A 26020-nucleotide genomic window follows, 5' to 3' on the forward strand; every position below is an offset into this window, starting at 1 on the left:
GAAATATAACCTATGCTTACTTTTGGGCTTTTACAGAAGGTTAAAAATATCACTTTCTGTGCGGCAGCATTTTCACTGACCAGTTTTTGTCAAGCCAATGATTTTGCCAGCAACCCTGAATACAATAATTTTAAAGCCAGAACTATGCAAACATACGGCTTAAGTGCAGAACAGATTGATTGGGCAATGAATGGTTCACGCAATTTACCGAATATCATCAATATCATGGAACGCCCAGGTGAAAGCAAGCCTTGGTATCAGTATAAGACTAACTTTTTAGCCGAAGGCACTATTCAGCGTGGCGTGCGTTTCAAACAACAATATGCAGATACCCTAAATCGCGCAGAACAGCAGTTTGGTGTGCCTCAATCGATCATTTTGGGCATTCTAGGGGTTGAAACAGGATATGGCTCGAATAAGGGCTCATTTATCACCCGTGATGCACTTGCTACACTGGGTTTTGGTTATCCTCGCCGTGCTCAATATTTTCAGGATGAATTAGGTGCCCTTATTGCATGGTCATATAAAGATGGTGTTCCAACCAACTCGATTGTTGGTTCCTATGCAGGTGCTGTAGGCTATCCGCAATTTATGCCAAGTAATGTGTCTAAGTTTGGTGTGGATTATGATGGCAATGGTCATGTCGACTTGCGAAACTCTGCTGTAGATGCAATTGGTTCTATTGCGAACTATCTTGCTCAGCATGGTTGGCAACGCGATCAACCGATTGCATTTTTAGCGCGATATACAGGAAACAATCCTGATGCAATCATTGCCAAAGATTTAACCCAACCTGTTCCTTATGGTTCACTGAAAAATTTAGGAATTTCTCCATTAAACCCAATTGTTAAAATTGATGATTTAGACTTGGTCAATATTATTCAGTTACAAGACACAAATGGTCCTATTTATTATATTACTTATCCTAATTTTCAAGTGATTACCACATATAATAGAAGCCGCATGTATGCCACCGCTTTATGGCTTTTAGGCACTGAAATTGTAAGTCGATAAGACTTGCAATTTCCTTTAGATAGAATAAGTCAAGAAATTTTTTTGTTAATTTGATCACATTATATACTTTTTAAATAAATTGTTACAATATTGATTTTTTTTTAATCAAAACCTGTAAGAATTTGTCCTTTTTGTAACGGTTTCTTAAATAATGCTAGACACGTTTAATGCAGCTTGAATATTATCCTTTCCGTTAAATGCAGTTGCAAAAGTGAATTTACAGACCTCTATGGTTAATTTTCAGCGACTTAGAAAGTTAAAATTGAGGTTCCAAGGAGTTAAACGATGCATGCTTCACTCAAATGTGTGATGGCCCTGACCATGGGTCTGAGTATGACGCAAGTCAACTCAGAAATGGTTCAGTCATCATATTTAAATAATGATTCGGATAGTTCGAGTCTAGCTTCTCGTGTGATTAGCAAAGATTCAACAAATTTCAATTCTCATTTTTCAAACCTAAACAGTTTGTCAATTACTGAACGTTCTGGCGACCAAGTCCGTCGTCAAACTATTGCAGCAAAGATTCAAGTTCCTGAAGATGAGCCTTCAGTAATTGATAAACTTAATGAAGTTGCTTCTAATACAGTTCGCAAATTTAGCCAAACTGGTGTTGCATCTTGGTACGGTCGTCAGTTTCACGGTCGTAAAACTGCAAGTGGTGATACATTCGATATGAATGATCTCACAGCAGCTCATCGTAGCCTGCCATTAAACTGCTTTATTCGTGTAACCAATAAAGACAATGGCAAGAGTGTTGTGGTTAAAGTTAACGATCGTGGTCCATTCCATGGTAATCGTGTACTCGATCTCTCTTATGGCGCTGCGAAGCGTTTAGGTATTACAAATTCAGGAACGGCACGCGTTAATATTGAACGCGTAGACGGTCCAAACTCGTAAATCACTGCATGCATTTAACAAAAGCCACTTTCCAGTGGCTTTTTTATTATCACTTAAAAATACTCATGTCCGAATTGCCCCCTTATTTTTTTAATTATTTCCCTTTTCTTTAAAATTATTTCCAATCAAAATTAAAATTCAATGAGCACAGGAAGTGTTCGAGAACATATCCAAAAAAAGCAAAAATCTAAAATTAGGCAAGTGAGTCCAGCATGGAAGCAAACCATAAGATCCACCGTGTAGATCATCGAATACTCAGCAAAACACACAAAGTGATTGCGCTCGGGTTTGCGACACAAGGACTTGGTTATGCCACAGTCATGACTGCTCTCCCCACGATAAAAGACCGATTTAAGTTAACTGAAGACCAGTTAGCAATGATCATTCTAGGAGTCTGTATTGCTGCAGCACTCGGTTCAATTTTAGCCGATCGTATAGCGGTTAAACTTGGGTCACGACTTGCCATTGTGACTGGTTTTATTTTGGAAGCCATTGGAATAGCAATTGCTGCATTTAGCCCAAATGTGATGCTGATGATTGCGAGCTTCTTAGTGTATGGGCTTGGACTAGGCTGCTTAGATGCAGCACTTAATATGCAAGCCGTCATGATGGAACAACGACTTGGGAGAAGTGTTTTTGGCGGTTTCTTTGCTTGCTATACAGCGGCTGCTTTTCTAGGCGCATTGATGATGTCAGCCACTGTTTCCACCCCACTTGGCGCAACGACAGCATTATGCATCGCTGTGGTGATTGCATGCATCACCTCGCATTTGTCTAGAAACTGGTTATTTCAGCAAAAACAGTGTGCAGAATTAAATCCAAAGCAGAAGCCAGCCATCCCATATCAACAACTACTTATTTTTGGGCTAATTATCCTAATTGTATTTACTGTCGACTCCGCAATCAGTACTTGGAGCTCCATTTACCTCAAAGATGTTTTAGCAAGTTCAGCAACGATTGCTCCTTTGGGTTATGCAGCTTATCAAATTGGAATTTTACTGACGCGATTAAGTCTTGATTATTTGCTGCGATTTAAAACAGCCACATGGGTTGCATTAGTCACAATCCTGATCGGAGCATTTGGATGTGTATTATCTGGAATAAGTCATTCACTCGTTACCGTAATCATTGGTTTTGCGCTGGCTGGTGTCGCCGTAGGTGCATTGGTCCCACTGACCTTTTCCGCCGCAGGTCGTTTAGATGAAAATCGACGAGATGAAATTATTGCTCGAGTTAATATTTTTAATTATGGCGGTGCTGTTGCAGGTGCAGTTATTGTTGGCTTACTTGCAACGCCTTTTGGTTATGCCCCATCGTTTATTGGTTTGGCATTTGCTTTGCTGGGCATCCTTTATTTTAGAAAAAGACTGGTTTAATCTGTATCAATTCTAATCTTACATTCATAAAAGTGACTAAATAGCCCAGTTTAAATATGTGAAAAGTAAACATCATTTCTATACTTAGCATGAAATCTTTGTTAATTTAATTCTTATTCTATACGCTATTTTGAATTCAATTGTAGCGACGTATATTCAATTCTAACAATACAAAAACTAGGGTGATTCACTATGTTGCAACTTAACCCATCCCAGCTTGTTCGATTTATTGCTCCTATCATCTGCATCAGTAGTTTTGGCTTGCTCAGTGCTTGTACCAACATCGCTCAATCAGATCCCACAAAATCTCAAACTGTAACAACTTCCCTTCCACAAGCCAGTACACTTTTTTATGGTGGCTCGATTTTAACCATGCAAGGGATGTCACCACATTATGTAGAAGCATTGTTTGTCAAAGATGGAAAAATTGTCTTTGCAGGTGATTTAAACCAAGCACAGAAACTTAAACAAAAGAATACTCAAGTAATTAACTTAAAACGTCATACTCTACTCCCCGGGTTTATCGATGCACATAGCCATTTAAACAGTGTGGGTTTACAGCAAACTGTTGCCAACCTCTATCCAACACCAGATGGCAATGTATCCGATATCCCCTCGCTGATTCATGAACTTTCCTTGTGGCAACAAAAAAATCCTGATTTTATTAAGGCAACCTCAGGATGGATTATTGGCAATGGTTATGATGATGCGCAACTGAATGAAAAACGCCACCCAACCGCTGATGATTTAGACTTGGTTTCGACCAACCATCCTATTATTGTCTTACACCAATCAGGTCATTTAGCCTCAGTCAATCATAAAGCGCTTGAGGTTTTAAACATCAATCAGAATACACCTAATCCAACTGGAGGGATTATTCGCCGTAAAGCAAATTCTCAAGAACCCAATGGCGTACTTGAAGAAGCTGCCGTTTTCTCAGCAATGGCAACGGCTTTTAGTCAAGTGCCACCTGAGATCATGCAAAATATGGCAAAAACAGCGCTCAATACCTACATCAAAAATGGCTATACCACCGTACAAGAAGGTCGTGCTGATCACGGCACAGCTGAATTGTGGCGAAGTTTTGCCGCCATCAACCAATTAGATATTGATGTTGTGGTTTATCCCGACATCATGAATGAAAAAGACTACATGCTTAAAAATGGCAGCAGTCTAAATTACCAAAATCATTTTAGAATTGGCGGGGTAAAAATCAGCCTAGATGGTTCTCCTCAAGGCAAAACTGCATGGCTCACTCAGCCTTATCTTGTTCCACCAGAAGGCAAAAGCAAAGATTATCGAGGTTATCCAGCTTATCCTGATATCAAACAAGTTCAAGATGCAATTAATCTTGCTTATCAGAATCACTGGCAAATTCTTGCACATGCCAATGGAGATGCTGCAATTGATCAATATTTAACAACCATTGAAAAAGCAAATACTCAATATGGATATGCAGACCGCCGTAATGTCATTATTCATGCCCAAACCATGCGTGAAGATCAATTAGATCAAGCCAAAAAACTTGGACTGATTCCATCATTCTTTTCATTACACACCTACTATTGGGGTGATTGGCACAAACATGAAACGCTTGGCGCAGAACGCGCTAACCGAATTTCCCCAACTGGATCTGCTTTACGCAAGAATATGATTTTTACTGAACATCATGATGCGCCTGTTATTCCACCCAAGAATATGATGGTGATTGATGCCACTGTGAATCGAACGACCCGTTCTGGAGATGTTTTAGGTGAAGATCAAAAAGTCAGTCCCTATATTGCTTTAAAATCAGTGACTGATTGGGCTGCATACCAGTACTTTGAAGAAAAAAATAAAGGTACTTTAGAGCAAGGAAAATTGGCGGACCTTGTACTTTTAGATCAAGACCCTTTAAAAGTCCCTTCTCAAAAGATCAAAGACATTAAAATATTAGCGACCTATAAAGAAGGTCGATTGATTTATCAACGCCCTCAATAAAGATCAAAAAGGATAAGTCATGCTCAAGCAAAAAATTTTAATCATGATTTTATTCCTGCTCAGTGGTTTTGCTTATGGCGATATTTCCATATTCAAAGCCACTTTTCCAGCGTTGAAAAATAACAAAGCGCCACATCAACAACACCACATCGAAAAGCTGCCAGCGACCAGACTTAATCATGATGTTTTTGTCGACACGTATATTGCTGCCATTCCCAATCCATTTAACGATACTGGCTTTTATAAAGACGATTCCGTATGTAACAACAACAAAACCCAAGCTGTGAAGTGTCAATTTAATTATCAATTGTCCACAACACAGGCTAAAAATTTCAAAATTATCTTGTTACCTGGTATTGGTCCCGTACTCATCCCTAAAACATGGCAGGTCATCAGTACAGATTTAGGACCTTCTGGTGTCGCTTATGCTGTACTCGCAAGTCCTCAAAAAGATGAAGCGATCACAATTTACAATTCATCTGCTTGTGTTGGCTGTGCCATGCACAGTGCCAGTTTATATTTTCCAAATGTTCGAAAACTCAGTCTAGCCAATGAGTTTGGTGCTATTGAGGACAAAAATCATCTATTAAAGATCGTCAGAGTGAACAAAAACAAAGTTTATTTTAGTTATCAGATTCCCAACCACAACGCACATACACATGGTATCGCCTATTATGTTGATGAAAGTGATGGTAGTGACATCACCAACTTTCAAGAAATCAAAGTCACGCTCAAACCGCAACACCAAACTTGGGCACGTGATATCTTAAATTTCTATCAAAGCACACATTAAAATAGGTCGACTAAAGCAATCGGAATTGATTTGGTCAGTCGGATTTTGACCTCAAGCCAATTCTGAATTATATTATTTTCAGGAAAATTAAAGCTAGATGAATAATAAAGCCAACCACCTGCATGGAGCGCCAAATGAAAAACATTACTGAATGGTTTGATGAATATAGTGAAAGTCATCAAAACAAAACCAATAAAGCCATCCATTGGGCCTGTGTTCCTGCGATTTTATTTGCCATCATTGGAATCCTTGCACATTTTAGTGCCTTGCTTACAGCCCTTCTTTTAGTGCTTACACTGGTTTTCTACACCCGCTTAGATATTGTGCTTGCTGTCGCCATGACCGCATTGATTGCTGTTATGGCATGGGTGATCTATCTGCTTCCTGTTGGCGTTGGTTTTTATATTGGCGTGTTTGTTTTGGCTTGGATCGGACAGTTTTATGGGCATAAAATTGAGGGTAAAAAACCTTCATTTTTTAAAGACCTTCAATTTCTCTTGATTGGTCCTGTATGGTGCATGGATGCATATCTAAGTAAAGTACTGCCAAAATGGAAAACACGCCAAAAACTGGCTTTTTAAGGCAAATACATTGAGGGGAAATTCTATATCAGCTTTTCCCTTCAGATACAGTCAACTTAATAAGTAAAATAAACCATAGAAACACAGTAGACTTAGACCAAGATTGACTAAGATTTTTTTAGAAATCAGCGCTAAAACAATACATATGATCGCTGTTAAAAAATAAGCATCTAAAGGTAAAGCTCGCAATTGTTGATCATTAAAGAACACAATCGGTGCACAAATGGCGGTGAGTAAACAAGGTGCAGAATACTGCAACATATTTTCAATCCAATGCGGTAACTTAAATGCAACTTTGGGTTCGAGAAAGAAATAACGATTTAGAAATACGATAAGTGCCAAGCTTAGTAGCAATAACCATGTCATTGTTGAACTCCTAAGCTTCTAAGTCTTATTAACTTTGCTGCACACATCGCACTCAACATGCCAAAAATTCCTGACAATACAATACCACCTTCGAATTGAAAATATTTAAAGATACAGGCAAAAATTAAGGTAAAGATCACCCCAATCAAGGTTGCCTTGTTTTTAATCATCGGCACAATGATGAGAATAAATACTGCAACAATCGAAAAATCGAGATGTAAACTTTCTAAATTAGGTATCGACTTTGCCAACAAGATGCCAAATAAGCTAAATAAACACCATGCTAAATAAAAACATAAGCCAGCGCCAAATAGATAAGCGAAGGTTCGTTGCTTATTTTCCCCTATTCCTACTGCAAATAATTCATCGGTTAGCAGAAAGCCGATCACCAGTCTCTGTCTAAAAGAAAATTGAGTTACATCCTTACGGAAGTTCAAGGCATAAATCAAATGTTGACTGGTTAAGAAAAACACCGTAATAAAAATGGTCCAAACCGAAGCCCCCGCCATAACCAAACCCAAACTCACCAGTTGAGCAGCACCTGCAAATACAACAGCTGACATCGAAAAAGCCTGAGCAAAGGTCAATCCTGCGTTGATTGCCATCGAACCTGCTAGAATCCCCCAAGGCAATACAGCGATTGATAGAGGCAAAATATCAACAACGCCGCGTAAAAATGCTTTTTTATTCAAGTCGGATTGCGATTGAATGTCAGCAGAACAAGGTTCAAATTGATGACTCATTAATTAAATCCAAAACCACGAATAGGATGAGTATCTTCAAAAGCAGTGGACGTGGCTTGCATGAAATTGCTGCTTTATTGCTGTTCTAAGGATTTCTTATGACTTTTAAAAGATGTTGAACTAGGCTAAATATTCAAAGTGCTTAAATATTGGGAAGGTGTTACGCCCATTGCCTTTTTAAAATGTCGATTAAAATGGCTTTGATCTGAAAAGCCACAATTTTGAGCTGTCATTGCGATCGTGTAACCTTGTTTTAATAATTGCCGTGCTTTATGCAAACGGACTTGTACCAACCAACTGTGTGGCGGCAACCCTGTATACTTTTTAAATTCTCGCAAAAAGTGCCAAGGACTCAATCCCACTGTCGCAGCCAAATCAGTCAATGAATAATCACGCTCAGGAAAAGCACTCAATAAATCTTTAACAATTTCAACTTTACGTTGTGCTTCAGGAAGCTCTGCGGGCGTTAACTTTGCTCGACCATAGCGACTGATTAAACGAGCCAAAGTTGATAAATACAGACTTTCCTTGAGCAACGTATTTTCTTTTTGTTCCAACAGATCAAACAATAAGGTAAATTGTTGTGCCAAACCAACATCGTGAACAACAGCATAAGGAAACCAAGGCACACTATTTTTGACACTAAAAAAATCTTGTCCTGCATCAAGTAACATTTCGGGTGTTGGATAAATTGCTCGGTATTTCCAACCCGACTCAACCGCAGATGAACCCGTGTGAATTTCATCTGCATTGACTAAAATAATGTCACCTTTCGGCGCTGTATGTAACTGCCCTGTTCGATAAAAACTTTGCGCACCATCTTCAATCACACCAATACAATAACCTTCATGCACATGCTTTGAAAATTGCTTATGGTGATACTGTGCTTTTAACAACTCCAATCCACCTAATTCTTTAAGGTGGAAATAGTTTGCCCACTCCTGCATGTTTTCGATTCAAACGCCTTCTGATGGCTTAAAAATAGCACGATTAGAAACAAGGTATAGAACAAAATTGCTGTCGAAATCTGAATAGAATAACAATCAACTAAATTTTATAGAACTGAATGAACAATGCACTATTTATTGATAGGTTTTTCCATCATGCTTTAGCCAACCATCTTTATGACGGCGACTTGGATCATGATGTGTCCAATGAATCACACCACCTTGATTACTGTATTCATATTCGCCAAAAAACTCAACACGATCGCCTTTACGTAAATGATCAATTCGTGGCGCTAAATCAATATTATGTGCGATAAAGACAGTTAAGCCGTTATCCAACGAAAGAATGAATTTTTGATGACGGGAACCTTGATTATCGTCACGTAATATTGCTTTTACTCGTCCTTCCGACTGAACTTGAACATTGCTCAACTTTCCATCAAAAGCTTGACGAATAACCGTTAACCCTTGCTGATTTTGACTATTGTTTGACTGCGTGTTTTGAAAATTTTGCTGATCACTTGATTTAGAATCAAATTGTGCAGCACGATTGTTTTGATCTTGGGAATTAACTTGAGCTTGCTCAGTTGATGCCTTGTTTTGTTGGTTTAGGTCAATACCAAAATAAGCAGCAACAATTACAGCGATTGCAGCACCAATACCAAGTTGCGTTTTGTTTGCCATTAAGTTTTAGTCTAAGCAATATGAATAATAGAGATTATAAAAGAATAACGCCCATCATTTGTATAAAATCATTTTACTGATTCTTCTTGAATTTATTTTTCTATAAAATCAACAGCAATAAAAAACCCCTCAAATGAGGGGTTTTCAATAATTATACTTAAAAAGTAAAATTATTTAGCAGCAGCCTGAGCAGCAGCAACTTCTTCAGCAAAGCTCATTTCAGCTTTTTTCTCAATACCTTCACCTACTTCGAAGCGAACGAATTGAGCTACAGTTGTCGCAGTCGCTTTCAATACTTCAGCAACTTTTTTGTCGTTGTCGATAACGTATTGTTGACGCTCAAGAACAACTTCGTTCAAGTATTTTTCAACTGAACCAGTTACCATTTTTTCAACGATGTTTGCTGGTTTACCAGATTCAATTGCTTTAGCTTCTGCAATTTCTTTCTCTTTAGCGATAAGATCAGCAGAAACGTCTTCAGCAGTTACAGCAACTGGGTTGAACGCAGCAACGTGCATTGCAATACCTTTACCAGTTTCAGCAGAACCTGTGTAAGAAACAACAACACCAATTTTTAAACCGTGTTTGTAAACTGCAAGGTTTTCACCTTCTACAATTGCAGCACGACGAACTTGAATGTTTTCACCGATTTTTTGAACAAGCGCGATACGAGCTTCTTCAACAGTTGAACCGTCTTCAAGTTTCAATTCAGCAATTTGAGCAGCGTCAGTTACGCCAGCAGCAAGTGCAGCAGCAGCAACTTTAGCAGAGAAACCAGCAAAGTTTTCGTCTTTCGCAACGAAGTCAGTTTGACAGTTTACTTCTAAAAGAATTGCTTTGTTACCTTCTTGAGCAATCGTGATTGCACCATCAGCAGCAATATTACCAGCTTTTTTAGCTGCTTTTGCTTGACCTGATTTACGAAGGTTATCAATCGCTAATTCGATGTCACCGTCTGCTTCTGTTAATGCTTTTTTGCATTCCATCATTGCAAGACCAGTACGGTCACGTAATTCTTTTACCATGCTCGCAGTAACTGCAGTCATGTTGTTCTCCTAAATACGGTAGAATATGAATCTGTTCAACAAAAACGGCCCAAAGGTTTCTCTGGACCGTTTTGCTTTATCGACGCTCAATTTGTCATCATTTTAATTCACAAAAATGACAAGCTTGCGTCAAAACGCATTAAGCCTCAGGAGCTTCTTTCGCAGCTTCTTCGCCTTTAGCTTGAGCATTTGCTTGAGTTTGAGCGTATTCTTTACCAGCAAGAATCGCATCAGCCATTGCAGAAGCATAAAGTGTAACAGCACGGATCGCATCGTCGTTACCAGGAATAACGAAATCTACGTTATCTGGGTTAGAGTTTGTATCAACGATACCGATTACTGGAATACCAAGGTTTTTAGCTTCTTTAATCGCGATTGCTTCGTGATCAACGTCGATGATGAACAATGCGTCAGGTAAACCACCCATGTTCTTAACACCGCCTAAAGAGCGTTCAAGTTTTTCCATTTCACGAGTACGTTCTAATGCTTCACGTTTAGTAAGTTTAGCAAAAGTACCATCTTGTGATTGAGTTTGAAGATCTTTCAAACGGTTGATTGACTGACGAAGAGTTTTCCAGTTAGTCAACATACCACCCAACCAACGGTGATCTACATAAGGTTGACCAGCGCGTTGAGCTTGCTCACGAATGATGTTAGAAGCAGCACGTTTTGTACCAACGAACAATACTTTGTTCTTTTTGCTTGCTAGATTGTTAACAAAATTCAAAGCATCATTTAACGCAGGAACAGTGTGTTCAAGGTTAATGATGTGAATGCGGTTACGCGCACCAAAAATGTATTGACGCATTTTTGGGTTCCAGAAGCGAGTTTGGTGACCAAAGTGCGCACCAGCTTGAAGAAGGTCGCGCATGCTTACGTTGTAATCTGCCATTTTCTTTACCTTAAAAGTTTGGGTTAGGCCTCCATATGTCCGCATTCTCCACCCTTTCAGGCACCCAGAGTAATGTGACGACATATGTGCGGATTTTTAAAATTACCCTTATCAAAATTTCCATAAACGATTCATAAAGAAAGTCACAGAAAGCATTTGATAAATTGGGCGGCTATTTATACCATAGTCACATACAAATTTCCAAAAGTTTTTAAAGATCATGAACAGTACTTACGAAGCGCCCCGTCGATTAATCAAAACCGCAGATGAAATTGAGAAGATGCGTGTTGCAGGTCGATTGGCTGCAGAAGTTTTGGATATGATCAAACCGCATATCAAACCAGGTGTCAGTACACTGGAGTTGGATACGATTTGTCATGACTATATTGTCAATACACAAAATGCTATACCTGCATGTTTGGGTTATGGCGCTGCACCCGGTCGACCTGCTTTCCAACATGTGATTTGTACTTCTGTGAACCACGTGGTATGTCACGGCATTCCGTCTGAAAGTAAAATCCTGAAAAAAGGCGATATTCTGAATATTGATGTCACAGTGATTAAAGATGGTTACCACGGCGATACCAATATGATGTATGTCGTTGGTGGAGAAACTTCAATCATTGCAGACCGTTTATGTAAAGTTGCTCAAGAAGCAATGTACCGTGGTATGGCAACCGTTAAACCAGGCTCTACAATTGGCGATATTGGTGCTGCAATCCAAAAGTATGTTGAGTCAGAGCGTTTTAGCGTTGTCCGTGAATATTGTGGTCATGGTATCGGCACTGTATTCCATGACGAACCCCAAGTTTTACATTATGGACAACCAAACTCAGGTATGGTTTTAGAAGAAGGCATGACCTTTACCATTGAACCTATGGTCAATGCAGGCGTTTGGCAAACACGCTTGATGGGCGATAAATGGACTGTCGTAACCAAAGATCATAGCCTTTCAGCGCAATACGAACATACACTGCTAGTCACTAAAAATGGTGTTGAAGTTTTAACCGCGCGCCCTGAAGAAGACTTGTCTCGCTTTCAGGAATAAATAAGTCATTGACTAAACTGACTTGAGTCATTTAAGAAAAGGTCATATTGATATGACCTTTTTTTATTACTGCAATTTTCCACTATAAATAAGATATTGTTTTAAAATATTTTTTACCGTCAAAATCTTCTATTTTTACAATGTAATGCAATGTTAACACAATTACACAGATGCTAAGATTATCAACCCGATGATAAATAAAACATTAAAAAAAGAACATTCACTTAAAAAAACACCTTGCAAAAGCAACATTCAAACACAGCAAAAAATCCTAATAATAAAAATACATAAAAATTAGTATCAATTGCGGACATGGAGTCCAATTCTATGAAGAAATCATTACTTTGCATGATCACCACATGTGTGACTTTACCCATGATGGCACATGCGGATTCACCTTATTTTAGTTTTAAAGATGGTGATGGATTTAAACGATTTTCTGTCTCAGCAGGTTGGTTACACGCTATGCCACAAGGCAATGGCAATCCGATCAAAGTGAATACCGCCGTTGCTGAAGGAACCCAATCAAAAGTAGGAGATATTTCTAAAAAAGCTGTACTAGATGCAGCTGTTAAGGAATCAAATCCTTTTCTATATGGTGCAATCGGACTTTTAGGTGACACAATTCCCAGTGCTTTAACTGGTACAGCAACGGTCAATGGCTTATCGAGTTGGACTGCTGAAGGTACAGGCTTAACAGCAAAAGATGTTGATACTTTTGGCTTGATGGGCAATTATTACTTTACTGACAATATTTCTCTAGAGTTTAAAGCGGGTATTCCACCTAAAGTTGAGATTGAAGGTAAAGGTCAAATCTATGCCCCTTTGACAGGCAAAGATTCAACACCTCTCGGGAGTATTGACTTACAGAAAGATATTCCGATTACCGATTTATCCAAGCACGCTAAAGCAGCATCAGCAACTGCATGGTTACCAGCAGCAGAGTTACATTATCAATTTGGTAAATCTGGTGTAAATAAATTTCGACCTTATCTTGGTGTCGGTGTGATGTATGCACATTTCACCCATTTAAAAGTCGATAATGGCGTGAAAGATGATTTGATTGCAGCAGGTCATATGATTCAAAATGTCTTAGATAATCAAGCAGGTGCTGCACTTGACGGTAAACTATCTTCAGCAAATCCTGTAGTCAAAGTCAAAGCAGATGATGCTTGGGCGCCTATGGCAACATTGGGTGCAACCTATGACTTTAATGAGCGTTGGTTTGGCGTAGGCTCAGTAACTTATGCTCCTATGAGTAGCGATGCCACAATTACCATTTCAAACTCAAATACCAATAAAGATCTTGTTACGGCTAAGACTAAAATTGATATCGATCCTCTGATTACCTATGTGGGTGTAGGTTACCGTTTTTAATTTCTGAGACTAAAATGATTTTCTTGAAAAATCATGTAATCAATAAATTAAAATCATTGACCTAAACCGAGCAGATTGATCACTAAAATTTATCGATCGATAAAATTTTATTCTATCGCTAAGTCCCATTGAATCCTCTACAATTCTCATATGATGATTCAATGGACCACTTATGTCAGCACTACAGGACGACACTCGCTTTTCTAAACCTCTCATTTATATGCTCATCGGAAGTGCTTTTATTCTGGCACTTTCTTTGGGTGTGCGTCATGGTTTTGGACTTTATTTAGTCCCGATGAGCCATGAGTTTAACTGGAGCCACCAAGTTTTTAGCTTGGCGATTGCCATGCAAAACTTACTCTGGGGTGCTGTTCAACCCTTTACAGGCGCACTTGCTGATAAATACGGCAGTAAAAAAGTCGTTGCAGTTGGAGGTGTACTTTATACGATTGGCTTGTTGTTGATGTCAGTCAGTTCAAATGCCCTTTTACTTGACCTTAGTGTCGGTTTAATTATTGGCTTAGCTCTCTCTGCAACTTCTTTTTCGGTACTGCTTTCAGCAGTTGGGCGTGCCGCTCATCCAAGCAAACGCAGCATGGCTATGGGGATTGCAAGTGCGGCAGGTTCATTTGGGCAATTTATCATGTTGCCCACCACTCTATTACTGATTAAAAACTTTGGATGGTCTTCAGCACTAGTCATTACAGCCGTCTTGGTTGTATTGATTATCCCATTGGCATGGATGCTGAAAGCACCAATGTATACCCCGCCAAATGCAGTCAAGCAGGCGCTAAAACCGAGCTTAACCTTTAAGCAAATTTTAAACATTGCCTTTCATCACAAACCTTTTCTGTGGTTGGCCTTTGGTTTCTTGGTATGTGGATTCCAAGTGGTGTTCTTAGGAATTCATCTTCCAGGCTACCTGATTGATCATGGTTTTGATGCTTCAACAGGTACAGTATTTCTTGCACTGGTTGGATTATTTAATATTGTAGGAACCTATGCCGCAGGCTGGTTAGGCGATAAATATTCAAAACCTCATTTGTTAATGGGTCTCTATGGCTTACGAGGCGTAACCATTATTGCATTTTTGATGCTGCCACTGAGCATCTGGACGGTATATGCTTTCGGCATCATTATGGGGATTCTTTGGCTTTCAACGGTTCCTTTAACCAATGGCATTGTTGCCAATATGTTTGGTGTAAAATATTTAACCATGCTCAGCGGTATTGTATTTTTCACCCATCAAGTCGGCTCATTTTTTGGTGGCTGGTTGGGTGGCTTAAACCATGATATAACAGGTAACTACAACATCATCTGGGGTTGTTCAATTGCGTTAAGTCTGTTTGGCGTTATTGTGCATTTCTTCGTGAATGAGGAGGCGGTTGTCGATGACTGATACTGATATATGGTTAAAATTTGCTGTTTGGGGTGTCATTATTCTATTGTTGCTCTTGTCTAGCCTAATGTGGTTTAACACACCTGAATTGTTTGAATATTTTAATATGGCTTTTTGTGCACACTAATTTGAACTGAATTTGACGACTTAAACGTTTGAGCTGAATCTCAGTGCGATTGATTCGAAAGCGTTCAAAAAAAAGCTGCCAGACAATCGTGCTTATGGCAGCTTTTTTAAAATTCACTATTCAGTCTTTATTTTTTGAATAAAAAAGTTTAGACATTAAAAAGACCATTTCACAATGGTCTCTTTAATGATCAATCTTAGATGACCTTAAGCTGATTTGCGTGAGTTTACTCGCCCTTGAATCACAGCTTTGACATTATTTTTGGCATAATTCAAGAAAACTTTTAATGGTGAAAGTTTTGGATTTGGCTTTTTGCCTTCACCGATTGCTTTAAATTGTGCGGCATACCAAAGGATTTCCATAATTGCCATTTTATCAACAAAAGGAATACCAGTTTTGATTTGCTCTACTGCATAACGCACATCTTGACCTGCGATCAAATGATTACTCACATCAGGCTCTACTGCCAAAGGACGAGCAATACCAATAAATTCGCAAGCGCCACTCTCCAGTGCTGCATTCATCCCTTGCGCTGTGCGGAAACCACCTGTCACCATCAGATGACATTTAACCTCTTTACGGATTTTTTCAGCAAAATCTAGGAAATATGCTTCACGTGCAATAGTGCTTTGTTTACGCTTGTCAGCCTTTGCTCCCGCCATTGCTGGTGCTTCATAAGTTCCACCAGAAATTTCGATAATATCAATACCAGCTGCATCAATCGCTTTGAATACTTGCACCACTTCTTCTTCAGTAATTCCACCACGTTGAAAGTCCGCAGAGTTCAACTTAACCGATACAATAAATTTTTCTGAGGTTTTGGCACGAACTGCTTGATAAATTTCCAATAAGAAACGCATACGGTTTTCAATCGAACCGCCCCACTGATCTTGACGCTTATTGGTCAACGGTGAGAGAAATTGACTGATCAAATAACCATGTGCGCCGTGGAGCTGCACCCCTTCGAATCCCGCTTTTTCACAAATCCGCGCTGATTCTGCAAAACGCTGGATAATATCTAAGATTTCAGCTTCACTTAGCGCTCGAGGAGTCCCAAATGTGGTTGCCAATAATGGACTAAACGGTACGGCAGATGGCGCAACTGTTTCTTTATTTAACCCTTTTGGACACTGACGTCCCGGATGTGACAATTGAATCAATTGCACCATGCCGTGTTTTTTTCCGATATTTGCCCATTCAGTCAATTTGGCAAGATCTCGCTCGGTTTCAACCACAACCACACCCGGCTCATTTTTAGCACGGAAATCAACCATCACATTACCGGTGATCGCACAACCCAAACCACCTTTGCCCCATGCATCATACAATCCCAAATGCAGTTGATTGGGTTGTCCGGCATGGTTTGCCAGTGCCTCACTCATCGCACCTTTAATAATGCGGTTTTTAAAAATGGTCTTATTTATTTCTAATGATTCTGCAAGATGGCTCATGGTCAAATCTCTTCAATGATTAGAGTTTTTACTCTATTTTAAATTTATCATAGTTCAAGCGTAAATCTGACAATTTAATTTGTCAATTTTGTAAGTGTGACTGAAGAGATTAAAATTACTCAATCATTACAGCTTAATATTGACTCGCTTTAATTAAATTTTTTGTGTAACTATTCAACGGCTTGTCAAATAAATCTTGGGTATCTTGAAACTCGATAACCTTCGCCTCTTTCAGCACCAATACTTTCTGACAAAGTGCTTTGACTACTTGCAAGTCATGACTAATAAATAAATAGCTCATTTGATAGTCTTGTTGCAATTGACGCAATAATTTCACAATTGCACGCTGTGTGGTTCGGTCAAGTGCAGATGTTGGCTCATCAAGAATCAGTAATTTAGGTCGCAGGACCACTGCACGTGCCAAAGCGACACGTTGACGTTGTCCTCCTGAAAGCTGATGCGGATAAAGTTGTTTCACGACAACAGGTAATTCAACTTTATTCAAAATTTCATTGATCCGAATAATCATTTCTGATTCTTTTAAATTTTGTAGTGCCAAGCCCTCTCGAATAATCTGATCGACCCTCATTCTTGGGTTTAAACTGCTTAATGGATCTTGAAAGACAATCTGAAAATTGCAGCGTAGCGGTCTTAATTTGCGTTGATTCAAACGATTAATATCTTGATTTAATAAAACAATATTACCTGTACTTTCAATCAGTCTTGCAATTGCCAAAGCTAAAGATGTTTTACCAGAACCGCTCTCACCGACAATCCCAATGGATTCAGCACGATTCAAACGCAAATTTAAAGGCTCAACCGCAATAAAATAATCTTGGATTCGATTGAAAAGCCCTTTCCGAATTGGAAATTTGACCCCGAGTCGATGTAAAGACAGTACCAAATGACTGTCCTTCGGTACTGGATTGGCTTCACCAAAGTTATGATCCAGTAAATATTGGGTATATACTGTTTTAGGTTTTAGAAAAATATCTCGAACTAAACCCTTTTCTTCAACCCGTCCCTGATTCATCACGATCACTTGATTGGAATATTTACGAACCAAATTCAAGTCATGGCTAATCAGGATCATCGCCATTTTATGATTCAAAATCAGCAATTGTAATAAGTTTAAGACTTGGGATTGTAAAGTAACATCCAATGCTGTGGTTGGCTCGTCTGCAATAATAATTTCAGGTTTTTGTGCCAATACTGAAGCGATTAAAACACGTTGTCTTTGCCCGCCCGACAGTTCATGTGGATAACGTTGTAACTTATCCTCAGGATCATCCATCCCTACATCACACAATAAATCATAGACACGTTTTCTGGCTTTTTCTTTAGACATCCCTTCTAAAATTAATGTTTCACCCACAATCCGTTCTACTTTATGCAATGGATTTAAAGCGGTCATCGGTTCTTGAAAGATCATGGCAATTTTTTTACCACGAATATTTAATATACCATTTTGATTGAGTGCCAATAAGTCGTGTTGATCATAGACAGCTTGCCCTGAAGCTTTTAAATCATCGGGAAGTAATCCCAGTAAAGCCAAACCGCTGATAGATTTCCCGGACCCACTCTCCCCGACAATCGCTACAGTTTCACCGACATGTAAATCAAAATTCAGATTCTCAACCAGCACTTTCTGTTGTTTATTTTCAATGTGCAGATGCTTAACAGACAATAATAAAGATTCATCATTATTTTTGGCGTCTTGGATCGAATGCATCGCGTGTCGCCTCCCCAATATAAATTAATAATGACAAAACCAACGCCAATGTAAAAAAACCTGAAAGTGCAAGCCACGGTGCATCTAGGTTATTTTTACCTTGTAACAGCAACTCTCCCAAAGATGCGGCATCAGGTGGTAAGCCATAGCCTAGAAAATCCAACGCCGTAAGTGCTGTAATATTTGCAGTCAACATAAAAGGTAATTGTGACAAGCTTGAACTCATGACATTTGGCAGAATATGCCTAAAAATAATCACTAAATCACTTACACCTAATGCACGCGCTGCTTGCACATAATCCAAGTGACGCGCACGAAGGAACTCCGCTCGCACAATACCCACCAACTCTGTCCAACCGAAAATCAACATGATCAAAAACAGCCAATACACACTCGGCGTAAACAAACTGACTAAAATAATCACCATAAATAAAGTGGGTAATCCTCCCCAAACTTCGAGGATTCGCTGCCCAATCAAATCAACCCATCCACCATAATAGCCCTGAATCGCACCCACAACGACCCCAAGAAAAGCAGCAAACAACGTAAGAGCAAAACCAAATAACAAGGATATACGTAATCCATACAGGATTCTGACCAACACATCACGTCCTTGGTCATCTGTTCCCAACCAATTTTGCGTTGTAGGTGGTGATGGTACAGGGACAGCTAAATCTAAATTAGGGGTCTGATAGGAGAAGCGTAGAATAGGCCAAATCGCCCAGCCTTTTTCATCAATCAGCTGTTGAACAACAGGATCTCGATAATCAGCTTCAGTTTCAAAAACTCCACCAAAGGTTGTTTCTGGATAGGCTTTAAACACAGGCATGTAATAGTGCTGATCGTATTTGACCAATACTGGCTTATCATTGGCAATAAATTCAGCTGAAATAGAAATCACAAACAGTGCCATAAATAGAATAAAACAGCCAAAGCCCAATCGATTTTGTTTAAATTTCTCTAAACGGGCATGCATGATTGGTGACATTATTTCGCACCTCTTGATTCAAAATCAATCCGAGGATCAATCACCCGATACAACACATCGCAAATCAATCTTAAAATCAGACCAAAGAGGGTCAAAAAGAATAAAGTACCAAAAATCACAGGATAATCACGCTGTTGTACAGCTTCAAAACCCAGTAAGCCTAATCCATCTAAATTAAAAATTATTTCGATTAGTAAGTTACCTACAAAAAACACCACCACAAGCACTTCGGGTAACCCTGCCACAATCACCAATAAGGCATTACGGAATACATGTTTGTAGAGCACTGTATTTTCGGTCAAACCTTTGGCACGTGCAGCGAGTACATAATGCTTATTTAACTCTTCCATAAATGTGTATTTTGTAAGATAGGTTAAACTGGCAAAACCACCCAGCACCATTGCCAACAAAGGTAAAGCCATGTGCCAAAAATAATCAATCACCTGCTCAAACAAGTTCAAACTGTGAAAGTTGTCTGATACAAAACCCTGTAATGGAAACCACTGAAAATAAGAACCACCAGCAAAAAATACGATCAACAAAATCGCAAAGACAAAAGCAGGAACGGCATAACCTACAGCAAGTAGCAATGATGTTGCTCGATCAAAAAAAAGACCATTCTGTTTGGCTTTCCTTATACCCAAAGGAATGGAAATTAAGTAAATCAGCAAAGTGCTCCATAAACCCAAAGACATTGTGACTGGCATTTTTTCGAGTAAGAGTTCTGTAACAGGTTTATCTTTAAAAAAACTGCTGCCAAAATCAAAAGCCAAATAATTGCTCAGCATCAGTCCAAAACGTCGATACGCGGGTTGATCAAAACCATATTGCTTTTTGATTTGCTCAACCATTTCTTGGCTCAGACCTTGCGCACCACGATACTCATGGCGGTCGATCGAAGCAGAAATTCCACCCGTGCCGATATTATCTCGTTGAAAGTTTTCTGCTTGCTGAATCGCCTGTTCAACAGGTCCGCCTGGTGCAATTTGAACCACAACAAAATTGATCAATAAAACAAAGAACAATGTTGGAATGATCAGTAATAGCCTTTTGAGTATATATGTGCCCATTGCAACAAGGTTCCTTATGTCCTCATGAGGATGGATGAATCAATTTAACTACGACTTAATTTGAGTCACTTATGTTTTGCATACTATTGTCTTTTAGACAATTTTTTTCATCGATTATCTTTTTAAATATTGCTCTACTTTTTTAGTTTCAATCGGATCAGCCCACCAATACTCTAAACCGAGTGATAGTTTGGGTTTAATTACAGGTTGATGATACATGTTCCAATAGGCATACCAATTTTTATCATTGCCATAGGTCAGAATTTGATAATAACCAGCACGTAACACACGATCGAGTACACGTGTATGTAATACCAGTTGTTCACGATTTGGGGAAGCAATCATCTTTTGGATCAATTGATCAATCACAGGATTTTTAATTCCTGCATAGTTATAATTGCCTATCTCATCTGCCGCTTTAGAACCCCACATTTGAGCCTGTTCAGCACCTGGTGTCAAAGATTGTGGCATATCCATTGGCGTCATCTGAAAATCCAAACGGCGCATACGTTCAGTATATTGCGGCAAATCCACTTGGCGAATCGTGGCTTGAATACCGAGTTTTTTTAAATTGCGTATATAGGGCATCAAAGTTCGTTGCGCACCATCCTGATGAATCAAAAACTCAATGCGAATAGGTTTCCCTTGCTGATCAAGCAATTGACCTTGGTAAAAACGATACCCTGCTTTTAATAAAATAGAACGTGCAATCAACAGGTTTTGCCGATTAAAACCACTGGCATCAGAAACAGGATATTGCCAATCTGCTAAAACACCTTCTCGTTGTAAAGTTGGAAGTTGTTTAAGATAAGGTTTAAGAATCTCTAGTTCTTGAACACTGGGTTTCCCCGTTGCAGCTAGCTCACTGTTTTGAAAATGGCTTTGTAGTCGAATATTTTGACCATATAACAAAGCTTTGTTGATCCATTCAAAATCATAAGCATAGGTTAAGGCCTGTCGAAAATACAGATCATTAAAAGGTGTTTTTCGGGTATTAAATATCAAACTTTGAGTTAATGCCGGTGTTTGAATTTTAGCGGTATAAGCTTTGACTAGTCCTGCTTTTACCGCAGGAAAATGATAAGCAGTCACCCAATTGCGCGCGCTTTTCTCTTGGTAAAATGTATACTGTCCGGACTTAAAGCCCTCAAAAGCAACTTCAGGACTGCGATAATAAACATATTTGATTCGATCAAAGTTATAACGTCCGCGATTGACAGGTAAGTCTTTTGCCCAATAGTGTGGGTTCCGTCTATAAGTAATACTACGTCCAGAATCAATTCGTTCAATTAAATAAGGACCAGATCCTAAAATCGGTTGCAAAGTCACTTTGCCATAGTCTTTATTTTTCCAATCCGCTTTTGAGTAAATTGCGATCTTTGCCAAAATATAAGGCATATCAGGATTATGGGCAGATTTAAAGGTCATTTTTACCTGATACTTGGACAACACTTCCGTTTTTGCCAAATCAGATAAATACATTTGAAAGCCAAGATTGGCTTTGGTCTGAATCGTATCAAAGCTAAATTTGATATCTTCAGCGGTGACTGGTGACCCATCACTAAAACGGGCTTGAGGATTCAGGTGAAAAATGACATATTTGGTTTTAGCGGGATCATAACTGACTTTTTCAGCAAGTAGTGGATATAACACACCTGGTTCATCCAACGAGCTATCCATCAAGCTATCAAATACATAGTTGATTCCTTCAGTCGAACTGCCTTTGCCATTCAAACTGTTTAAATTATCAAATGTACCGATACTTGACGTACTGATATAACCGCCTTTTGGCGCATTGATATTGGCATAAGGCATGACCTGAGCTTTGACATATAATGGCGAATTATGAACCGCAATATAAGGTGTAGTCTGAATTGCAGCAGCTACATCCACTGCAATACCTCCCCCCAATGCCAATACGAATGTACTGACATGTGTAAAACTCAGGTGCATTCCCCTACTTTCCTTGATTCAAAAAATCATTTTGAAAATTTAAATCACTCAGTAAATCCATCTATCACCCAAATCAATTAAAGATTTGGAACTTTGATAATACTACCAATACGTAAAGCGGCATTTGGTTTCAGATCATTCATCTCAGCTAATGCACCAGTATCGATACCGAACTTACTGGCTAAACGAATCAATGAGTCGCCACTTTTCACTTTGTACTCAGTGACAGTTTTAGGAATACGAATGGATTGACCGCGCTGTAAACCAGCACGTGGACTTAAATCATTCATCTCAGCCAGTTCTTGTACGGATAAACCCACACGACTTGCAATGACATTTAAAGATTCACCTGCCTTAACAGCATAACTTTCAGTATTCTTACTCGCTGCTTTAGATGAAGACTTTGCTGAAGCTTTTAAGTCTTCCTTTTCCTTAGAAAGCGAGGCTTTACTGGGTAAATCTCCGTCAATTTTCAAACGTTGTCCAACATCAAGTGCTTGATTACGAGATAAACCATTTAAGTCGCTCAAATAGCTCAACTGTAATTTATATTTCTTGGCAATACTTGCTAGCGTCTCACCTGATTTTACGACATGAATGTCCTTGCTTGAAGCTTCAGATTTCGCTTCATTTTTGCTATGTGCTCTGTCTTTAGCACTACTTTCAGGTGTCCCTGTTAATTTGAGCTTTTGTCCAACCAGCAAACCTGAGGTCGTCGTTAGACCATTTAACTCAGCAATTTGGTTAACTTGTAAATTATATTTGTTGGCAACTGCAATCAAACTATCGCCCGATTGAACTGTATAGGTCTCTGGAGTAGAACTTCCAGCAGGAATTTTGATCACCTGACCTACAAGTAAGTTTCGAGATGGAGAGAGTTTATTCAACTCAGCCAACTCCGTTAAAGATAATTTAGACTGTGCTGCAATACTGGATAAACTATCACCACTTTGAACTTTATAGTTTTCCGTTTTATAGCTTGGTTCAGATTTCAGATTTTTAAACTTACTTTGCTCAGCCACTTTCGACTCAAGCTTGTTCTCTTGCTCATTCACTTCATTAAGGGGCACATTGATTTTTTGCCCGACAAACAAACTGCTTGAAATATCTAATCCTGGAGTTAAATCAGCAAGTTCATGTACTGATAATGCATAACGATCAGCGATGATTTTGAGATATTCACCACGTTTGACCACATAAGATTTAGTTCTTACTTTGGCAACTGGCTTAGATGTATCTGCTCGAACCACAGTTTTGTTGATTTCTGATAATTTATCATCAGCAGTATCTTTAAGTTTTAATTTTTGACCAACAAATAAATTACTGTTGGTATTCAAATTGTTATAACTTGCCAATTGTGAAACCGATAAATCAAATTGATTGGCTACGCCAGTTAAGCTGTCATTCGGTTTAACCACATAAGTGGTCGGTGCTGACTCTGTTGCTTTCCGTGAGGTGGTTGGCGCATCAATCTGTGGTTTAGCATCATACAAATACAATGTTGCACCAACAAATAAAGTTCCATTTGGATCCACTTGGTTCCATTTGGCAATGTCACGCCAATTGACTCCATTTTTCAAAGCAATCGTTGCTAAAGTATCACCTGGCAAAACAGTATAAGTGCTGCGTTTACCTTTAGGAGGTTCCACCACGACTTCAGTATCAGTTTTCTTAAAGTTCTTATCTTGATTCAGTTTCGCTTCTTCAGAATTTGCAGGTGTAGTATCAGCCAAGCCTTTAGGATAGGCAAATCCAACGGTATTTTCTCTACCCTGCACTTCTGCGACTGATTGACTGGTCTGAATCGCAGTCAGTTTAATTTTGCCGTCATACGGGTCTAAAACTTCCGTACCTTGAGGCGCAATTGCTTTAATTTCTTTAACAACTTCTTCTTTTTCTGCTTGTGTTGCTTGAGGTTCTAACACTTGTTTAACTGTTTCTTTTTCACCTTCGGCTTTCACCGCGGCAAGAATCTGGGCCTTTTCTCGTGCAGAAATCGGTGGCTCCACTGCTACAGGTTTAACATTGGCAGCCGTAGTAACGGCAACAGGAATACGTGGTGCACTTGGAATATCTGCATTGGCGGCAAATCGCGCCAAAGCATCTGAGCCCTGTGGCGTATTCTTTAAAGTATTTACTGAATTTGCAGTGCTGGTTGTCGTAGTGGTTGCTTTATTTGAACTCAATACAGGTGGCGTAGTACGGGTCGGCGTAATCGATTGCGTTACTGTAGACGTTACACCAGCAGGTGTTAAAGTCTGGGTTGCTGTCGTTGGGCTATTATTGCTTGCCCAAAATCCACCATCAGAGCTTGATTTTAAAGCTCTTAACTTGGAATCAATTGTTGGGCTTAAATCAGCAGGAATCAAAATTCGTAAAGTACTTGATGGATCAACAACTTCACCACGATGCCCCGGATTCAGTGCGTACAATTCCGCACGGCTTAAACCTGTGATGGACGCAATTTGATTCAATTGTGCACCTGGTGGAACAGCGACTTCTCTAAAATGCGGACGATTGGCAATCGGCGGTAAACTTACACCATATTTAGATGGATTTTTAATGATTTGTGCCACCGCCAAAAAACGCGGAACATAGTTCATCGTTTCTTGTGGTAATCGCAATGACCAATAGTCTGTTGGCAACCCTGCTGCTTGGTTTCGATTAATTGCCTGTTGAATTCGTCCTGGACCAGCATTGTATGCTGCCAATGCCAATTCCCATGAACCAAACTGATTATACAAACCACCTAAAAACTCATATGCTGCACGAGTGGACTCAACCACATCACGACGCCCATCGTACAAACTGGTTTGTCTTAAACCGTAAATTTTACCTGTGCTTGGGATAAACTGCCACATTCCCGCTGCCGCAGCACTACTGGTTGCAGCAGGATCGTAAGAACTTTCAATGATTGGTAATAATGCCAATTCAGTTGGCAAACCGCGACGTTCAGCTTCTTTTACTGTATGGTAAAGATAACGTGATGCACGGGCACTCAAACGATCTATATAAGGTTGACGAGAAACGAACCAGCTTCGTTGCGCATCAATCCGTGGGTCCCAATGGTTTTCATCCATTTTAAAACCAACAGACATGCGCTTCCAAACGTCACCATGTTTTAAAATCAATAAACGATCACCTTCTACCGCACGCATATCAGTTGCTGACAGAAGATCCTCTAGTGAATCCAAACTGTTCGCGTCCAACATCCCTGACGACTTTGATGTTTGAGTTTTTGACGTCGATGGGTTCGAAGAACACCCAGCAGTCAAACCCAGTGCCGCCAATGCAGATGTTAATAGTGATAGTTTAAAGAAAACAGATGCAGTAGGTTGCCACACCATTGTGGTAGGTTTAAACATAAGGGTTCCGAACAACATTTAGTAAATTATTTTATCTTTGCCATTTTAGTAGAGCTTAGGGCGCATACAAGGCAAAATTTGAATGCGAATTGCATACAAATGTTACAAGAAATTAAAAAAATCTCAGTTCATGCGTAGAAAACGCTGATTTGCGTATACAATAAATTCTTAAACCACGATGTTCAACTCTT

The 26020-nt window shown here is 39.3% G+C and carries 21 protein-coding genes; 9 read left to right on the plus strand and 12 right to left on the minus strand.

Features of this window, described 5'->3' with window-relative positions:
* The first annotated feature begins 12 nt into the window (after nucleotides 1-12).
* The 6 genes from mltB to TOL5_RS15310 all read left to right on the plus strand — a co-directional run bounded on the left by mltB (nucleotide 13) and on the right by TOL5_RS15310 (nucleotide 6641).
* Nucleotides 13-1014, plus strand: coding sequence for a lytic murein transglycosylase B (gene mltB, locus TOL5_RS15285; protein WP_004831688.1), 1002 nt, complete (start codon nucleotides 13-15; stop codon nucleotides 1012-1014).
* A gap of 285 nt (nucleotides 1015-1299) precedes the next feature.
* Complete coding sequence (locus tag TOL5_RS15290) at nucleotides 1300-1911, plus strand: septal ring lytic transglycosylase RlpA family protein (protein ID WP_009586515.1); 612 nt, start codon at nucleotides 1300-1302, stop codon at nucleotides 1909-1911.
* Nucleotides 1912-2123: 212 nt separating this feature from the next.
* Nucleotides 2124-3287 carry an MFS transporter gene (locus tag TOL5_RS15295; RefSeq protein ID WP_151781065.1) on the plus strand — a complete coding sequence of 388 codons (1164 nt, stop codon included), beginning with the start codon at nucleotides 2124-2126 and terminating at the stop codon, nucleotides 3285-3287.
* A gap of 192 nt (nucleotides 3288-3479) precedes the next feature.
* Nucleotides 3480-5267 (plus strand): amidohydrolase, encoded by a 1788-nt coding sequence (locus TOL5_RS15300; protein ID WP_100884791.1) that lies wholly within the window; start codon nucleotides 3480-3482, stop codon nucleotides 5265-5267.
* Nucleotides 5268-5286: 19 nt separating this feature from the next.
* Entirely contained in the window at nucleotides 5287-6060 is a 774-nt protein-coding gene (locus tag TOL5_RS15305) for a DUF4850 domain-containing protein (protein WP_151781066.1), read from the plus strand.
* A 134-nt stretch (nucleotides 6061-6194) separates the two neighbouring features.
* On the plus strand, nucleotides 6195-6641 hold the full coding sequence (locus tag TOL5_RS15310) for a DUF962 domain-containing protein (protein WP_004831696.1): 447 nt from the start codon (nucleotides 6195-6197) through the stop codon (nucleotides 6639-6641).
* Between the two features lie 51 nt (nucleotides 6642-6692).
* On the opposite strand, the gene TOL5_RS15315 is transcribed toward TOL5_RS15310, so the two are convergent.
* From TOL5_RS15315 to rpsB, 6 genes are all read right to left on the minus strand, one after another.
* Nucleotides 6693-7007, minus strand: a complete 315-nt coding sequence (locus tag TOL5_RS15315) for an AzlD domain-containing protein (RefSeq protein WP_004831697.1) — start codon at nucleotides 7005-7007, stop codon at nucleotides 6693-6695.
* Nucleotides 7004-7750 carry an AzlC family ABC transporter permease gene (locus TOL5_RS15320; RefSeq protein ID WP_151781067.1) on the minus strand — a complete coding sequence of 249 codons (747 nt, stop codon included), beginning with the start codon at nucleotides 7748-7750 and terminating at the stop codon, nucleotides 7004-7006. The genes TOL5_RS15315 and TOL5_RS15320 overlap by 4 nt, the downstream gene beginning before the upstream one ends.
* Before the next feature lie 125 nt (nucleotides 7751-7875).
* Nucleotides 7876-8697 carry an AraC family transcriptional regulator gene (locus TOL5_RS15325; RefSeq protein WP_042085752.1) on the minus strand — a complete coding sequence of 274 codons (822 nt, stop codon included), beginning with the start codon at nucleotides 8695-8697 and terminating at the stop codon, nucleotides 7876-7878.
* A gap of 135 nt (nucleotides 8698-8832) precedes the next feature.
* Nucleotides 8833-9381 carry a DUF3465 domain-containing protein gene (locus TOL5_RS15330; protein WP_221260489.1) on the minus strand — a complete coding sequence of 183 codons (549 nt, stop codon included), beginning with the start codon at nucleotides 9379-9381 and terminating at the stop codon, nucleotides 8833-8835.
* A gap of 170 nt (nucleotides 9382-9551) precedes the next feature.
* Nucleotides 9552-10427 (minus strand): translation elongation factor Ts, encoded by an 876-nt coding sequence (gene tsf / locus TOL5_RS15335; protein WP_004722025.1) that lies wholly within the window; start codon nucleotides 10425-10427, stop codon nucleotides 9552-9554.
* A 139-nt stretch (nucleotides 10428-10566) separates the two neighbouring features.
* Nucleotides 10567-11319 carry a 30S ribosomal protein S2 gene (rpsB, locus tag TOL5_RS15340; RefSeq protein ID WP_004831703.1) on the minus strand — a complete coding sequence of 251 codons (753 nt, stop codon included), beginning with the start codon at nucleotides 11317-11319 and terminating at the stop codon, nucleotides 10567-10569.
* Nucleotides 11320-11539: 220 nt separating this feature from the next.
* Between rpsB and map the strand changes: the two genes are divergently transcribed.
* The 3 genes from map (at nucleotide 11540) to TOL5_RS15355 (ending at nucleotide 15143) form a co-directional block, all read left to right on the plus strand.
* The gene (gene map, locus TOL5_RS15345; RefSeq protein ID WP_221260490.1) at nucleotides 11540-12367 is read left to right on the plus strand and encodes a type I methionyl aminopeptidase; all 828 of its coding nucleotides are present in this window, start codon (nucleotides 11540-11542) and stop codon (nucleotides 12365-12367) included.
* Nucleotides 12368-12694: 327 nt separating this feature from the next.
* Complete coding sequence (locus TOL5_RS15350) at nucleotides 12695-13744, plus strand: OmpW/AlkL family protein (RefSeq protein WP_004831705.1); 1050 nt, start codon at nucleotides 12695-12697, stop codon at nucleotides 13742-13744.
* Between the two features lie 172 nt (nucleotides 13745-13916).
* Entirely contained in the window at nucleotides 13917-15143 is a 1227-nt protein-coding gene (locus TOL5_RS15355) for an MFS transporter (RefSeq protein WP_009586510.1), read from the plus strand.
* A 333-nt stretch (nucleotides 15144-15476) separates the two neighbouring features.
* Here TOL5_RS15355 and TOL5_RS15360 read toward each other — a convergent pair whose 3' ends face one another.
* From TOL5_RS15360 to TOL5_RS15385, 6 genes are all read right to left on the minus strand, one after another.
* On the minus strand, nucleotides 15477-16721 hold the full coding sequence (locus TOL5_RS15360; RefSeq protein WP_004831708.1) for an NADH:flavin oxidoreductase/NADH oxidase family protein: 1245 nt from the start codon (nucleotides 16719-16721) through the stop codon (nucleotides 15477-15479).
* Nucleotides 16722-16854: 133 nt separating this feature from the next.
* The gene (locus tag TOL5_RS15365; RefSeq protein ID WP_221260491.1) at nucleotides 16855-18453 is read right to left on the minus strand and encodes an ATP-binding cassette domain-containing protein; all 1599 of its coding nucleotides are present in this window, start codon (nucleotides 18451-18453) and stop codon (nucleotides 16855-16857) included.
* On the minus strand, nucleotides 18425-19441 hold the full coding sequence (locus tag TOL5_RS15370; RefSeq protein WP_042085743.1) for an ABC transporter permease: 1017 nt from the start codon (nucleotides 19439-19441) through the stop codon (nucleotides 18425-18427). Before TOL5_RS15370 ends, TOL5_RS15365 begins: the two co-directional genes overlap by 29 nt.
* A complete protein-coding gene (locus TOL5_RS15375; RefSeq protein ID WP_151806575.1) occupies nucleotides 19441-20511 on the minus strand; it encodes a microcin C ABC transporter permease YejB in 1071 nt (356 codons plus the stop codon). Before TOL5_RS15375 ends, TOL5_RS15370 begins: the two co-directional genes overlap by 1 nt.
* 114 nt (nucleotides 20512-20625) lie before the next feature.
* A complete protein-coding gene (locus TOL5_RS15380) occupies nucleotides 20626-22464 on the minus strand; it encodes an extracellular solute-binding protein (RefSeq protein ID WP_151806574.1) in 1839 nt (612 codons plus the stop codon).
* Nucleotides 22465-22541: 77 nt separating this feature from the next.
* Nucleotides 22542-25829, minus strand: coding sequence for a LysM peptidoglycan-binding domain-containing protein (locus TOL5_RS15385; RefSeq protein WP_200024729.1), 3288 nt, complete (start codon nucleotides 25827-25829; stop codon nucleotides 22542-22544).
* Nucleotides 25830-26020 lie beyond the last annotated feature (191 nt).

Origin of the sequence: Acinetobacter sp. Tol 5 (assembly GCF_019702905.1) — a bacterium.
In the GTDB taxonomy this organism is placed as follows: domain Bacteria; phylum Pseudomonadota; class Gammaproteobacteria; order Pseudomonadales; family Moraxellaceae; genus Acinetobacter; species Acinetobacter bereziniae.